Consider the following 13,830-nt stretch of genomic DNA (forward strand, 5'->3'; position numbering starts at 1 on the left):
GGCCCGGGCCACCGGTCCCGCCCGGCCGGACCCGCCCAGCCGGTCCCGCCGCAAGCCCGCGCAAGTCCTCTCAAGCCGCCCCGAACGCCGAGAACGCCCAGCCCGTCGCCTGGTGCAGGGCGTCGCCCGGCAGGCCCGCCCGGGCGTCGCGCAGGGCCTCCGCGAGGGACAGGCCGGCGCCCAGGCCCTTGTGCAGGGCCAGCATCAGCGGCACCACCGCCGCGTCGTTGACCGGGGCGCTGCACGCCACCACCCCGGCCGTCCCCAGCGGCAGCAGCGCGGTCACCAGGCCCAGCAGCTCGTCCGCGCCGACGGACGCGAAGCGGGCCGTGTCGCAGCAGGACAGGATGATCCGGTACGGGCTGCGGTCCAGCCGCTCGAAGTCGTGCACGACGATCGGCCCGTCGGCCATCCGCAGCGCCGAGAACAGCGGGCTGTCCGCGCGGAACGTGCCGTGCGCGGCGATGTGCGCCAGCGCCGCCCCGTCCAGCTCCCGCAGGACCCGGGGCACACGCGCCCGCGCCTCCTCCAGGACCGTCGCGCCCGGATACCGGCCGGCCAGCTCGGACACCTCGGCGCCGCCCGTCGCCAGGCCCGGCCCGCGCACCAGCACATGACGGCCCTCCGGCGGCGGGACCGTCTCCCGGGCGCGCACCCAACTGCCCGCCGACGGCGACACGCTGAGCACCCGCTCGCGCAGCGACGGCAGCAGCGCCCACGGCACCCGGTGCAGCCGCCCCGGTGGGACGATCACCACCGGCCCGCCGCCCAGCCGCGCCGCGGCCGGCCCGAGCAGCAGCTCCTCCAGCCGCCGCCCGGCCGCCTCCACCACCGGCAGCCGCGCGTCGGCCCCCGGGTGCGCCAGCCGCCGCAGCCCGGCCTGCACGTGCTCGGCCTCCCGCTCCGCCTGCGCGAGCAGCCCCGCCTCGAACCGGCGCACCCGCCCCCGCCCGCACAGCAGCACCTGCACCCGCCCGTCCAGCACGGCCAGTTCCACCAGCAGCGTCTCATCGCCGAGGTGCGCCAGCAGGCGGTCCACGTCGAACCGGTCACCGCCCCCGGGCGCCTCGCCCCGCATGTGCAGGGTGCGGGAGCGGATCGCCCGCTCCAGCCGCCGCTGCTCCCGCTCCAGCGCCACGACCGGCCGGCCCTCCATCCGCGCGGCCTCCGCCCGCGCGACGATCTCCCGGAAGGCGGTCATACCGCTCAGCAGCTCCGGGTCGGCGGGCGGCCGGGTCGGCGGCGTGGCCAGCACGGTGGCCCGCCAGCGCTCGCTCCACACCAGCAGCCGCCGCGGCCCGCCCGACACCAGACTGACCCGCTGCGCCAACGCGGCCAGCTCCGCGCCCTGTTCGGTGGCGCGGGCCCGCAACTCGGAGGCGCCCAGCGTCATCCGGTGGTCGTCGAGCACGTCCAGGCCCCGCCGGCAGGCCTCCAGCACACCCCTCGCCGACCCGGCCGCCCGGGCCCGCAGGGCCTGCGCCGACCAGCCCGTCAGCCGCGCCAGCGGCGGACCGCTGCGCCGGCTGCGCGCCGCGACGGCCAGGTGCCGCTCCGCGTCCGCCGTCCAGCCCAGGTCCAGCGCGATCCGGCCCGCGAGCAGCGACGCCTCCGGCGCGGCCGGGGCCCCGAAGGACGCCAGCTTCGCAGCCACCGCGGCGGCGTCCGCGACCAGCCGCCCCGATGCCCGCCCGGCCACGTGCCGCGCCTCGATCAGCACCAGCCGGGCGTGCGTCTCCCACCAGGTGCGCCGCTGCCCCGCGAACAGCCGCACCGCCAGGGCGGCCCGGGCGATCGCGGTGTGCGGGTCCCCGGCCAGCCGCGCGGCCCGCGCGGCGGCCAGCAGCAGCTCCGCCTTGCGGGTGGACTGCCCGCCGATCCCGTCGAGCCTGCCGATCGCGGCGTCCGCCTCGGCCAGCGCCTCGGGCGCCAGCCCGGCCGCCATCAGCACCTCGCAGCGCCGGATGTTCAGCATGAACGTCGGCGTGCCCAGCCGCGCGTACCGTTCCTCCGCCTCGTCCAGCAGCCGCAGCGCCGCCGGCACGTCCCCGGACCGGAACGCGGCGAGCCCCCGGCTCTCCACCGCGTCGGCCTTGTCGTGCTCCTGGCCGGTGGTCTCCCACAGCGCCTCGGCCGCGGTGAAGTCCGCCTCGGCCCGTTCCACGGCGCCGAGCGCGAGGTGCACGGTCGCCCGCAGGGTCAGCGCCCGCGCCGTCCAGATCACGTCCTCCGCCTGCCGCAGCACCGGCACGGCACGGCGTACGTCCTCCAGGGCCTCGCGGTGCCGGCCGAGCACCCACCACACGTACGCCCGCCGGTACAGCACCCGCGCCCGGGTCAGCCCGCCACCGCGCGCCACGCCCCGCTCGAACGCCGCCAGGCCCTCCCGGGTGCGGCCCGCGTGCACCAGCGCCACGCCCGTGGTGGCCAGCACGTCCGCCTCCCGGTCGGCCGAGCCGGCACGCGCCGCCAGGTCCCGGGCCCGGCGCAGATGGTGCAGGGCGAGCCGCAGATCGCCGAAGTCCCGCTGCCAGATGCCGATCACCTGGTGGGCGACGCAGGCGTGCAGCGGCGCGGGACGGGTGTCCAGCAGCGCCCGGGCCCGCGCGAGGGCCTCGCCCGGGTCGGCGAACACCATCGGCAGCAGGTCCAGCACCGAGTCGCTTCCCGCCGTCACCTCTCGGATGGTAGTGGCACCCCACGGCACCCCACAGGTGCGGAGCTGTATCAAAAACCCGCCCGGCGACTCTTGTTCGTCAGAATCGACGCCCGCGCCGCGCACCGACCGACGCCGTCGCACCAACGGGAGGACACGCCATGGCACCTCAGCGCTTCCACGAGCAGTTCGCGCAGATCCAGCGCTCGATGCCGGGCGTCCCCCTGGCCATGGGGCCCGACGACTCGGCCGAGTTCCTGTACGAGAAGGGCGTCGTCCTCGTCCGCGACGGCGAGGAGGCACAGATCGTCGAGGACACGGTACGGGCCCACTTCACGGCGGCGCCCGACCTCGACCAGGAGCAGGTCCGCCGCGCGGGCCCGGCGGCCAACCGCAGCGGTGTCACCCGGATCCGGGTCGGCGACCCCGGCGAGGGACACCCCGGAGCGGACCGGGCCGTCGCCCACGCGCTGCGGTCGGTGCGCGCGCACGAGGCGAGGGCGGGGCGCCGGATGGTCGCCCGCAACCACGTGGTGCACATCGCGGTCAACGCCTGCCCCGGCGACGAGCCGGCCCCCGCCCCGCTGAGCGAGCCGCCCAACCCGGCGCCCGCCGGCACCCCCCACGATCCGGCGACCGCCGTGGGCGTCCTCGTCGTCGACACCGGCCTCACGCACGACTTCCGCTCCTGCGGGCTGCTCGCCCACACGGACGGCGACGCCCAGCTCCAGGAGTGCGACGAGCAGGGGATCCTGCGGCCGTACGTCGGCCACGGCACGTTCATCGCCGGGCTGGTCGCCGCCGTCGCGCCCAACACCGACATCACCGTCCGCGGCACCCTCAACGACGCCGGCGCCATCCTGGAGTCGGAGTTCGGCGAGAAGCTCTTCGAGGCCGTCGACGCCGGCGGCTGGCCCGACGTGCTCAGCCTGTCGGCGGGCACCTCCAACGGCCGCACCGACGGACTGCTCGGCGTGGAGAACTTCATGCGGGAACTGCGCGCGCAGCGCACCCTGCTGGTCGCCGCCGCCGGCAACAACGCCGCCGCGAGCCCCTTCTGGCCCGCGGCCTACGCCGACCTGCCCGGCTGGGAGGACGCGGTGCTGTCGGTCGGCGCGCTGCGCAGCGACGGCGAGCACGGCGCCTGCTTCACCAACCACGGCCCCTGGGTGAAGGTCTACGCCCCCGGCGAGCGCCTCACCAGCGCCCTCACCGGCTTCGACACACCCGTCCCGTACGTCTACCAGCACTCCACCTACGACGCCTGCCGCTACGGCTTCACCTACGACTGCACCTGCCGGCACCCGCGGCACAGCGGTGTCCTGAGCGACGAGGGCAACGCCGCCAAACCGGACCAGGTGATGTTCGAGGGGTACGCGCAGTGGAGCGGCACCTCCTTCGCCACCCCCGTGACCGCGGGCCTGATCGCCGCCCACATGACGGCGCACGGGGAGACCGACCCGCGCGCGGCCCGGCGCCGGCTCCTGGCCACGGAGGCGGCAGGGGCCGAGGTGCGCGGGGCGTACGTCCCGGCCCTGCGGCCGCCCACCTGGCGCCCGGTGCCGGTCGTGCGCCAGGCTCCGGGCCTGTGAGGGCCGCTACCGCCCCCTCCTCGGCGTACGATGACGTGCCGTACACGAGGGGTGGGGCTGCCGTGGACCGTACTGATGCCGGCGCGCTCGTCCAGGCCGCGGCCGACGGCGACGCGGCGGCCTGGAAGGCGCTCGTGGAAGGGCTGAGCCCCCTGGTGTGGTCGGTGGTGCGGGCCCACCGGCTCTCCGACGCGGACGCCCACGAGGTGTACCAGACCGCGTGGTTCCGCTTCGCCCAGCACCTCGGGCGGCTCAGGGAGCCCGACAAGGCGGGCGCCTGGCTGGCGAGCACGGCGCGCAACGAGTGCCTGAAGGTGATCAGGAGCGCGCAGCGGCTGACGCTGACCGACGATCCGCGGCTGCTGGACCGCGTCAGCGAGGACGGCACGCCGGAACAGTCGCTGCTCGACTCCGAGGAGGCCGCCGCCCAGAGCGAGCGCGTGCGGCGGCTGTGGCAGGAGTTCGAGGAACTGGGCGAGCGATGCAGGCAGTTGCTGCGGGTGCTGATGGCCGCACCGCCGCCCAGCTACCAGGAGGTGTCCGCCGCGCTCGGCATCGCGGTGGGCAGCGTCGGACCGCTGCGCCAGCGCTGCCTGCGCCGGCTGCGGGCCCGGCTGGAAGCACGGGGGGCGAGGTGAGCGGCATGGACGGCACGGACGACGAGGGCCGTATGAACGGCGGGCACCACGGCGGAGCGGAGCCCGGCGGTGAGGGCCTCTTCGGCGCAGTGGACTTCGACGACGGGGACTTCCGTGACGGGGAGTACGACGACGGGGAGTTCGACGACGGTCTGCTGGAGGAGGAGCTGCGGCGGGCCTCCGCCGTCCTCGACCCGGTCCCCGCGGAGCTCCAGCACCTGGCCGTCGAGGCCTACGCGCTGCACGACCTGGACGCCCGGGTCGCCGAGCTGACCTTCGACTCGCTGGTCGACGCCCTCCCGGTCCGGGGCGCCCCCGCAGCCCCCCGGATGCTGACCTTCCGGGCGGGCGAGGTGACGGTCGACGTCGAGGTGACGCGGGACGGGCTGCTGGGCCAGGTGCTGCCGCCGCAGCCGGCCCGGATCGAGATCCTGGGCGGTCCGGCCCCCGGCGCCCCGTTGACGGCGGACGACCTCGGCCGCTTCACCGCCGACGCGCCCCCGTCCGGCCCGTTCGCGCTGCGGCTGCGCACGGACGCGGACGTCGTCGTGACGGAGTGGCTGCGCGCCTGAAGACCGGGGGCGCGCCCCCGCATCACCAGGTGCAGGGCAGGGTCCGCGGCCCGCGGATCATCGTCCTGCGCCGCCAGGCGACCTGGTCCGCGGGGACGGCCAGACGCAGGTGGGGCAGGCGCTCCAGCAGCGTGGTGAGGAGCAGTTCGGTCTGGAGGCGGGCCAGGACCGCCCCGGTGCAGTGGTGCGGCCCGTTGCCGAAGGCCAGGTGCGGGTTGGGCGCACGGTCCGGGTCGATCCGGTCCGGCTCGGGGAACACCTCGGGGTCGCGGTTGGCGGCGAGGTAGGAGACGTACACCGGGTCGCCCGCGCGGATGCGGTGGCCGTGCAGGTCGACGTCCTCCAGGGCGATCCGTGCCAGACCGACGGAGCTGCGGTGCGGGACGTAGCGCAGCAGTTCGTCCATGAGGGCGGCCCGGGCCTCCGGCCGCTCCCGCCACGCCCGCCTCAACTCCGGCCGGGTGAGCAGCAGATAGAGCATCTGCCCGCAGTTGTGGGTGACGGCCTCGCCGCCGATCTGCAGTGGTCCGGCGAGGCCGACCGCCTCCGTCTCGCCGAGGTCGCCGCGCGCCACGGCGGCGCCCAGCAGGGAGTAGACGTCCTCGCCGGTACCGTCCGCGCGGGAGCGGACCGTCTGCGTGATCCACCCGTAGAGGCCGGCCTTCGCACGGTCGGCGGCCTCGGCACCGCCGGAGGTGGAGATGATCTGCCGGGTCCAGGCGTGCACCCGCTCCCGGTCGGCCTCCGGCACCCCCATGACCTCGCTGACCAGGGCGATCGGGAACGGTTCCAGGACCCGCTCGACCAGGTCCGCGGGCGGTCCGTGCCGCACCACGCCCTCGACCAGCTCGTCGAGCATCTCCTGGGCGCGGGGCCGCAGCCGCTTCATCGCGCTCACGGTGAAGGCACCGGCGACGGCCTTGCGCAGCCGGTTGTGGTCGGGCTGGTCGGCGAAGGCGAGCGAACCGGGCCGCGGCTTGAAGTGCGGTGCCATGCGCGTCACCTGACGATGCGTCACCTCCGCGCGGCTGAAGCGGGGATCGTTGGTGATCAGCTTCACGTCCGCGTGGCGGGTGGCCAGCCACGCCCAGCCCTCACCGAACGGCAGCCGGATCCGGGTCAACGGGCCCTCGCGCATCAGCTCCGCGAGCACCGGGTCGAAGTCCGTCCCGTCCAGATCGAGGGCGGGCCAGTCCCGTACCGGGGGCGGGGACTGGCCGGTCAGCGTGGTGGTCTCCTCCGTCATGCACCCACCCTCGCCGCGCCCCCGCCCTCTTGTCGCGCGGGAGTGCTCCAGCCGGTGACCGCGACGGCTCAGCGGGACACCGCGTCGACGAGCCCGGCGAGCGCGTCGGCCAGCCGCTCCAGACCGGGCCCGGCCGGACCGCCCGGCTCGGTCATGTAGGTGTCCCGGCGGATCTCCACCATCAGCGCCTCCACCCGCGCGTCGAGCCCGTGGAACTCCAGCGGCACGTACGCCCCGCTGAAGGGGCTGTCGAGCCCCGTCTCCCCGAACGCCTCCCGGGCGGCGTCCAGCAGTCCCGGCGAGGTGTGGAAGGAGTCCGTGCCCAGGCACACCGGCGGCCGGGGCCCCTCCCCGTGCAGCTCGTAGGGCAGCCGCCGGCTCGGATAGGAGTGCACGTCGATGATCACGGTTCGCCCGGTGGCCGCCAGCCGGTCCGCCACGGCCCGCGACATCGCCCGCGCGTACGGCAGGAAGTACCGCTCGACGAGCGGGCCGGGCTCGAAGCCCTCGGGCCGCAGCACCGCGCCGTGCGTGGTCCGCGTGTACACCGCGCCCATGCCGACCGCGCGCATCTCCTCGCGCTCGTCCGGGAACCGCTCCGGGTCGACGACCAGCCGCGAGAGCCGGTTCACGAAACGCCAGGGCGTGACCCCGGCCCGCCCGGCCGCCGCCTCGGCGAGCCGGTCCGTGTGCGCGTCGGTGATGTGGTCCAGCTCCCGCGCGAGCGCCTCGTCGTCGAGCACGATGCCCGCCCGGACGTCGTCCGGCAGGGCGCGGGCGGAGTGCGGCACGTGCAGGATCACCGGGGAGCGGTCGTCACCGGCCAGCAGACCGAAGGACGGTACGGCAGGGGTCATGGGGCGGCTCCGGGGCGGTTGTCAGTGGCCTGGTGCATGATCGCAGCATGTCTCTCCGCAACCACGACGTGGCCACGCACCCGTTCCTGAAGGCCCTCTACGCCGACGACTACTACCCCGGCCACGTCCTGGACCGCGGCCGGGAGATCCTGCTGCGGCTGTGCGCGCGCATCGAGGCCGAGCGGCCCGCCGGCCTGCCGGAGCTGTACCCGCTGACCCAGGCCGCCACGGAGGAGTTCAACGACCTGCAGAGCGCCTTCGAGGAGGCCGGCAGTGAGATCGAGACGGTGGCGCGGGAGGCGATAGCGGAGGACTTCTGGTTCGTCGCCCGGGCCTACGGCTTCGCCGACGCCGACGTGGAGGAGCTGATCGCCACCCGCGACTGGTGAGACACGCCCGCGCCCCGGCCGGGCGCGAGGCCGGCCGGGGCGCGGGTCAGCGGCCCGAGAGGGCCCGGGGCGTCAGCTCAGGGACGCCAGGGCCTCGTTCCACGTGGCGGACGGGCGCATGACCTCCGCGGCCTTCGCCGGGTCGGGCTGGTAGTAGCCGCCGATGTCGACCGGCTTGCCCTGCACGGCGCCCAGCTCGTCGACGATCTTCTGCTCGTTCGCGGCGAGCGTCTCGGCGAGCGGGGCGAAGGCCTTCGCCAGGTCCGCGTCGTCGGTCTGCCGCGCCAGCTCCTGCGCCCAGTACAGGGACAGGTAGAAGTGGCTGCCGCGGTTGTCGATGCCGCCGACGCGGCGGGTCGGGGACTTGTCCTCGTTGAGGAAGGTGGCCGTGGCCCGGTCGAGGGTGTCGGCCAGCACCTGGGCGCGGGCGTTGCCCGTGACCTTGGCGTACTGCTCGAAGGACGGCACCAGCGCGAAGAACTCGCCGAGGGAGTCCCAGCGCAGGTAGTTCTCCTTGACCAGCTGCTGCACGTGCTTGGGCGCCGAGCCGCCGGCCCCCGTCTCGAACAGGCCGCCGCCCGCCATCAGCGGGACGACCGACAGCATCTTGGCGCTGGTGCCCAGCTCCAGGATCGGGAACAGGTCGGTGAGGTAGTCGCGCAGCACGTTGCCGGTGACGGAGATGGTGTTCTCGCCGCGGCGGATGCGCTCCACCGACAGCTTCGTCGCCTCGACGGGGGACAGGATCCGGATGTCCAGGCCCTCGGTGTCGTGCTCCGCCAGGTAGGTCCTGACCTTGGCGATCAGGTTGGCGTCGTGGGCGCGGGTCTCGTCCAGCCAGAACACCGCCGGGTCGCCGGTGGCGCGGGCGCGGGTGACGGCCAGCTTCACCCAGTCCTTGATCGGCGCGTCCTTGGTCTGGCAGGCGCGGAAGATGTCGCCGGCTTCGACGGCCTGCTCGATCAGCGCGGTGCCGTCGGCGTCGACCAGGCGGACCGTGCCCGTGGTGGGGATCTCGAAGGTCTTGTCGTGGCTGCCGTACTCCTCGGCCTTCTGCGCCATGAGGCCGACGTTCGGCACCGTGCCCATGGTCGAGGGGTCGAAGGCGCCGTTGGCCTTGCAGTCGTCGATCACGGCCTGGTAGACGCCCGCGTAGGAGGAGTCCGGGATCACCGCGAGGGCGTCGTGCTCCTGGCCGTCCGGGCCCCACATGTGGCCGGACGTGCGGATCATCGCCGGCATGGAGGCGTCGATGATGACGTCCGACGGCACGTGCAGGTTGGTGATGCCCTTGTCGGAGTCGACCATCGCCAGCTGCGGGCCCTCGGCGAGCTCGGCGTCGAAGGAGGCCTTGATCTCGGCGCCCTCCGGCAGGGCGTCCAGGCCCTTCCAGATGCCGCCCAGACCGTCGTTCGGGCTCAGGCCGGCCGCGGCCAGCTTGTCGCCGTACTGCGCGAACGTCTTCGGGAAGAAGGCGCGCACCACGTGGCCGAAGACGATCGGGTCGGAGACCTTCATCATCGTGGCCTTCAGGTGCACGGAGAACAGCACGCCCTGCGCCTTGGCCTCGGCGACCTGCGCGGTGAGGAACTCGCGCAGCGCGGCGACGCGCATCACGGAGGCGTCGACGACCTCGCCCCGCTGCACGGGTACGGACTCGCGCAGCACGGTGGTCGTGCCGTCGTCGCCGACGAGCTCGATGCGCAGCGCGCCGTCCTCGGCGATCACCACGGACTTCTCGGTGGAGCGGAAGTCGTTCTCGCCCATGGTCGCCACGCTGGTCCTGGACTCGGCGGTCCAGGCGCCCATGCGGTGCGGGTGGGACTTGGCGTAGTTCTTCACCGAGGCGGGGGCGCGGCGGTCCGAGTTGCCCTCGCGCAGGACCGGGTTCACGGCGGAGCCCTTGACCTTGTCGTAGCGGGCGCGGATCTCGCGCTCCTCGTCGGTCTTGGGGTCGTCCGGGTAGTCCGGCAGCGCGTAGCCCTGGCCCTGCAGCTCGGCGATCGCGGCCTTGAGCTGCGGGATGGACGCCGAGATGTTCGGCAGCTTGATGATGTTGGCGGCGGGCGTCTTGGCCAGCTCGCCGAGCTCCGCCAGGGCGTCCGGAATGCGCTGGTCCTCGGTCAGGTACTCCGGGAACACGGCGATGATGCGCCCGGCCAGCGAGATGTCGCGGGTCTCCACCGGGACACCCGCCTGCGAGGCGTACGCCCGGACCACCGGCAGGAAGGAATACGTCGCCAGGGCGGGGGCCTCGTCAGTGTGCGTATAGATGATGGTCGAGTCAGTCACCGGGTGCTCCGCTCCACGTCTGCAACATTGCTCGACATCAAGATATCTCGTGATCGACCTCGTCTCGACAGGGGTCGGCGACCGGTTTCGGGCAACCGGCCCGCCTGCCGTGACCGGCCGGCCACGCGGCGTCGCCGGCCGCCGCACCCCGGGTGCGGTCCCTGGCCGGCGACGCCGTACGCGACGCCATAGGCGGTGCCGTGCGCGGTGCCGTGCGCGGTGCGCGTCTAGTCGAACCGGACGGACGCCATCCCGCCCGCCTCCACCTCGCCGCTGCGCTGCTGCGGGATCGCGACCGCGCCCTGCTGCAGGGTCACCGTGCGGGCCGGTGCGGGGATGCGGATGCCCTCGGCGCGGTACCGCTTGTGCAGGCGCTTGATGAACTCGTGCTTGATCCGGTACTGGTCGCTGAACTCGCCCACGCCCAGGATGACGGTGAAGCCGATGCGGGAGTCGCCGAAGGTGTGGAAGCGGATGATCGGCTCGTGGTCGGGCACCGCGCCCTCCACGTCCCTCATCGTCTCGGCGATCACCTCGTTGGTGACCCGCTCCACGTGCTCCAGGTCGCTGTCGTAGGCCACACCGACCTGGAGCAGGATGGTCAGCTGCTCCTCGGGGCGCATGAAGTTGGTCATGTTCGCCTTCGCGAGCTGACCGTTGGGGATCACCACGAGGTTGTTGGACAGGTTGCGGATCGTCGTCTGCCGCCAGTTGATGTCCTCGACGTAGCCCTCCTCCCCGCTGCTGAGCCGGATGTAGTCACCCGGCTGGACGGTCTTGGAGGCGAGGATGTGGATGCCCGCGAAGAGGTTGGCGAGGGTGTCCTGCAGGGCCAGCGCGACCGCCAGGCCGCCGACGCCGAGGGCGGTGAGCAGCGGGGCTATGGAGATCCCCAGCGTCTGCAGCACGATCAGGAAGCCGATCGCCAGGACCAGGATCCGGGTGATGTTGACGAAGATCGTGGCCGATCCGGCGACCCCGGAGCGGGACTGGGTGACCGAGCGCACCAGCCCGGCCACCACCCGCGCCGCCGACACCGTCGCGACGAAGATCAGCAGCACGGTGAGCACCTGGTTGGTGTGGTGCTGCGCCGTCCGCGTCAGCGGCAGCACCGCCGCCGCGCCCGCCGCGCCGCCCACCACCGCGGCCCACGGCACCACGGCGCGCAGCGCGTGCACGATGACGTCGTCGCCGCTCCAGCGGGTGCGGTCGGCGTGCCCGCCCAGCCAGCGCAGCAGGATCCGCAGCGCGAACGCAGCCAGCAGGCCCGAGGCCAGGGCGATGCCGGCGAAGAGCAGATCGTCCACGGTGAGCGCCCGGTTCACCGGCCACCCCCGGCGAGGAGAAGTGCGGCGAAGGCTGTCGTCGCCGGCGGTCGGATGTGCAGTGTCGTCACGTCGTCCCCTGCTCGTTTCCGAAAATCCCCGTCGGTGGCCGACCACCCTGACCCGCGGTCGGCCCGACCGTTCATCCTGCCGCATCCCGCACGGGGGTTCGTACCGCGGACGGGGGTGAGGGGAGCGTGAATCGGCGCACATGACGTACTGTCACGTGGCCGTCCTCACAGGGCGCCTACGACCCGTGCCGGCCGGAGCCCGCGGCGGAACGGGCGGCGCCCCCCAGGCTTTCGGCAGTCACGTCCCTTCCGTGCGACGGGGTCGGGTCCGTGCGACGGGGTCGGGCACGCCATCGGTTCGGTCAGATCACCTTCAGCCGCACCAGCGCGCCCAGGGTCAGCGCGCCCGGCACCAGCGGCAGCCAGACCGTGACGACCCGGAAGGCCAGTACCACCGCCGTGGCGACCGCGGCCGGTCCGCCGGCCGCGACCAGCGCCACCACCAGCGCCGCCTCCACCGAGCCGATCCCGCCCGGCGTGGGCACCAGCGCCACCGCGCAGGTCGCCGCCAGATAGGCCACCGCCAGGTGCGCCGCCGGCACGTCGAGGCCCAGCGCCCGGCTCACCAGCACCAGGACGGACGCCTGCAGCGCGGGGAACGCCAGCGCGCCGCCCCACAGGGCCAGGACCCGGGCGGGGCGGGTGTGCACCTCGCGGGCCTCGCCGAGCGCGGTGCGCAGGAAGGACAGCAGAGCCGTCCGCAGCCGCCGGACCAGGACGAGCACGGCCACGGCGATCACCAGCACCGCCCCGGCACCGCCCAGCAGCGGGCCGAACGCCGTAGGCGGGACGAGCGCGCCGAGCCGCAGCGCGTCGGGGAACGCGAGGAACAGGGCGGCCAGCAGGGTCACCCGGCCGACGCTCTCGGCCAGCAGGTACAGGGCGAGGGCGGCCGAGGAACGGGCGAGCGGCAGCCCGCACACCGTCATGAACCGCAGGTTGACCGCGCTCGCGCCCAGCCCGGTCGGCAGCAGGTGGTTGGCGGCGCCCGCCGCGAACTGCGTGGCCAGCAGCCGCCGTCGGGGCAACCGCTCGACGACCGCGCCCTGCCGGGTGCAGGCGGCGGCGACCCAGGTCAGGCAGGTGGTGCCGACCGCGGCCAGCAGCCACGGCCAGGCGGCGGTGCCGAGATGGGCGAACCCCTCGGCCAGCACCGAGCGGTGGCGCACCGCGACCACCGTGACGAGCAGGAGCGGCAGCAGGCACAGGATCTGCCGCAGGCGGCGGACCGGGACGCGACGGGGGAGTCGTCCCGGGCGGATGTCGGGGAGTTGGACCGCTGTCACATCCGCAGAGGGTTCCCGGGCCGCGCCAACGGCGGGTTGCGGAAGCGCTGCCTGGGGGTTGCCTGCGGGAAGCGGCTGGGTGGGAAGCGTCATCGGGGCCTTCGCGCGGACAGTCGGGGGAGAGGGGGATCGGGCCGATTGTGCGGGATGCCGGGGGCGCGGCGCGAGCAGGTGCGGCGCAAGCCGGTGGCGTTCTTCACACCCACTGGTACGGGCGCCCCCGGCTCCCGGCTCAACCACGACGTCGTCACAGCCCGGTGCGTCCTGGGCGCCGCGTGGCCGGCGGCCTGGTCACGCCGGCGCCCTGAACGCCGCGCCGGGCCGGTCCGTACCCCCTTCGAGTGCTCACCGACGGCCCGCACCCGGAGAGGCGACGTGTCCCAGCAGCGACGACCGACCGTACGAACCACCCCCCGGACCCCGTCCCGTCCCCGGCGCCTGCGCGCCGTCGCGGCGGCCGGGGCCTTGGCCGTGCTGCCCCTGGCCGCGTCCTGCGGCGGCGGTGGGGACGGCCGGGCGGCGGCGGGACCGAGCGCGTCCGGGGCACCCGCCGCCGGGGTCGTGGCACCGGCCAAGGTGGAGGTGATCGCCGGCCTGGCCGGCTGCACGGCGACCATCCGCACCGAGGCGGACGAACTGCGCGAAGGCGTGTGCCGCACCCCGAAGGGCGACTTCCTGATCACCACCTTCCCGGAGGAACGGCTGAAGGAGACCTGGCTGGAGTCGGCCCGCGTCTACGGGGGCACGTATCTGGTCGGCATGCGCTGGGTGGTCAGCGCCGAGCCCGGGATGCTGGAGCCGCTCCGCGGGAAACTCGGCGGCACCATCCGGGAGTTGTCGGGCACCGGCCCCCGCCCGGGCCGCTCCTGAACGCATCGCGGGCCGCTCATCCCTTCCGGTTCGCGC

11 protein-coding genes are annotated in these 13,830 nt (G+C 74.5%); 5 read left to right on the plus strand and 6 right to left on the minus strand.

Annotation, left to right across the window (positions count from 1 at the left end; all coding sequences use genetic code 11):
• Nucleotides 1-70: 70 nt before the first annotated feature.
• Nucleotides 71-2,677, minus strand: a complete 2,607-nt coding sequence (locus ACIGAN_RS14260; protein ID WP_399857409.1) for a CHAT domain-containing protein — start codon at nt 2,675-2,677, stop codon at nt 71-73.
• 140 nt (nt 2,678-2,817) lie between these two features.
• Between ACIGAN_RS14260 and ACIGAN_RS14265 the strand changes: the two genes are divergently transcribed.
• The 3 genes from ACIGAN_RS14265 to ACIGAN_RS14275 all read left to right on the plus strand — a co-directional run bounded on the left by ACIGAN_RS14265 (nt 2,818) and on the right by ACIGAN_RS14275 (nt 5,458).
• On the plus strand, nt 2,818-4,248 hold the full coding sequence (locus ACIGAN_RS14265) for a S8/S53 family peptidase (protein WP_399857411.1): 1,431 nt from the start codon (nt 2,818-2,820) through the stop codon (nt 4,246-4,248).
• Between the two features lie 62 nt (nt 4,249-4,310).
• Nucleotides 4,311-4,886, plus strand: coding sequence for an RNA polymerase sigma factor (locus tag ACIGAN_RS14270; protein WP_365740356.1), 576 nt, complete (start codon nt 4,311-4,313; stop codon nt 4,884-4,886).
• Nucleotides 4,887-4,918: 32 nt separating this feature from the next.
• Nucleotides 4,919-5,458, plus strand: a complete 540-nt coding sequence (locus ACIGAN_RS14275) for a hypothetical protein (RefSeq protein WP_399857906.1) — start codon at nt 4,919-4,921, stop codon at nt 5,456-5,458.
• 22 nt (nt 5,459-5,480) lie between these two features.
• On the opposite strand, the gene ACIGAN_RS14280 is transcribed toward ACIGAN_RS14275, so the two are convergent.
• Entirely contained in the window at nt 5,481-6,704 is a 1,224-nt protein-coding gene (locus tag ACIGAN_RS14280) for a cytochrome P450 (protein WP_399857414.1), read from the minus strand.
• Nucleotides 6,705-6,772: 68 nt separating this feature from the next.
• Nucleotides 6,773-7,561, minus strand: coding sequence for an N-formylglutamate amidohydrolase (locus ACIGAN_RS14285; RefSeq protein WP_399857416.1), 789 nt, complete (start codon nt 7,559-7,561; stop codon nt 6,773-6,775).
• Nucleotides 7,562-7,608: 47 nt separating this feature from the next.
• Between ACIGAN_RS14285 and ACIGAN_RS14290 the strand changes: the two genes are divergently transcribed.
• Nucleotides 7,609-7,950, plus strand: coding sequence for a DUF5713 family protein (locus ACIGAN_RS14290; RefSeq protein WP_365099321.1), 342 nt, complete (start codon nt 7,609-7,611; stop codon nt 7,948-7,950).
• 72 nt (nt 7,951-8,022) lie between these two features.
• Here ACIGAN_RS14290 and ACIGAN_RS14295 read toward each other — a convergent pair whose 3' ends face one another.
• From ACIGAN_RS14295 to ACIGAN_RS14305, 3 genes are all read right to left on the minus strand, one after another.
• Nucleotides 8,023-10,242, minus strand: a complete 2,220-nt coding sequence (locus tag ACIGAN_RS14295) for an NADP-dependent isocitrate dehydrogenase (RefSeq protein ID WP_399857418.1) — start codon at nt 10,240-10,242, stop codon at nt 8,023-8,025.
• Nucleotides 10,243-10,469: 227 nt separating this feature from the next.
• Complete coding sequence (locus ACIGAN_RS14300) at nt 10,470-11,567, minus strand: mechanosensitive ion channel family protein (RefSeq protein ID WP_399857420.1); 1,098 nt, start codon at nt 11,565-11,567, stop codon at nt 10,470-10,472.
• Nucleotides 11,568-11,940: 373 nt separating this feature from the next.
• On the minus strand, nt 11,941-12,924 hold the full coding sequence (locus tag ACIGAN_RS14305) for a lysylphosphatidylglycerol synthase transmembrane domain-containing protein (RefSeq protein ID WP_365099324.1): 984 nt from the start codon (nt 12,922-12,924) through the stop codon (nt 11,941-11,943).
• Nucleotides 12,925-13,299: 375 nt separating this feature from the next.
• On the opposite strand from ACIGAN_RS14305, the gene ACIGAN_RS14310 reads away from it, so the two are divergent.
• Nucleotides 13,300-13,794: a hypothetical protein gene (locus ACIGAN_RS14310; RefSeq protein ID WP_399857422.1), complete on the plus strand. Its 495-nt coding sequence runs from the start codon at nt 13,300-13,302 to the stop codon at nt 13,792-13,794.
• The last annotated feature ends 36 nt before the right edge of the window (nt 13,795-13,830 follow it).

This window comes from Streptomyces sp. NPDC085931, assembly GCF_044540565.1.
Taxonomy (GTDB): Bacteria; Actinomycetota; Actinomycetes; order Streptomycetales; family Streptomycetaceae; genus Streptomyces.

Bases quoted from the DNA above. Each gene is read 5' to 3' on its own strand.
- ACIGAN_RS14265 (WP_399857411.1), top strand. From the start codon at position 2,818: ATGGCACCTCAGCGCTTCCACGAGCAGTTCGCGCAGATCCAGCGCTCG.
- ACIGAN_RS14275 (WP_399857906.1), top strand. From the start codon at position 4,919: ATGAACGGCGGGCACCACGGCGGAGCGGAGCCCGGCGGTGAGGGCCTC.
- ACIGAN_RS14280 (WP_399857414.1), bottom strand. From the start codon at position 6,704: ATGACGGAGGAGACCACCACGCTGACCGGCCAGTCCCCGCCCCCGGTA.
- ACIGAN_RS14285 (WP_399857416.1), bottom strand. From the start codon at position 7,561: ATGACCCCTGCCGTACCGTCCTTCGGTCTGCTGGCCGGTGACGACCGC.
- ACIGAN_RS14290 (WP_365099321.1), top strand. From the start codon at position 7,609: ATGTCTCTCCGCAACCACGACGTGGCCACGCACCCGTTCCTGAAGGCC.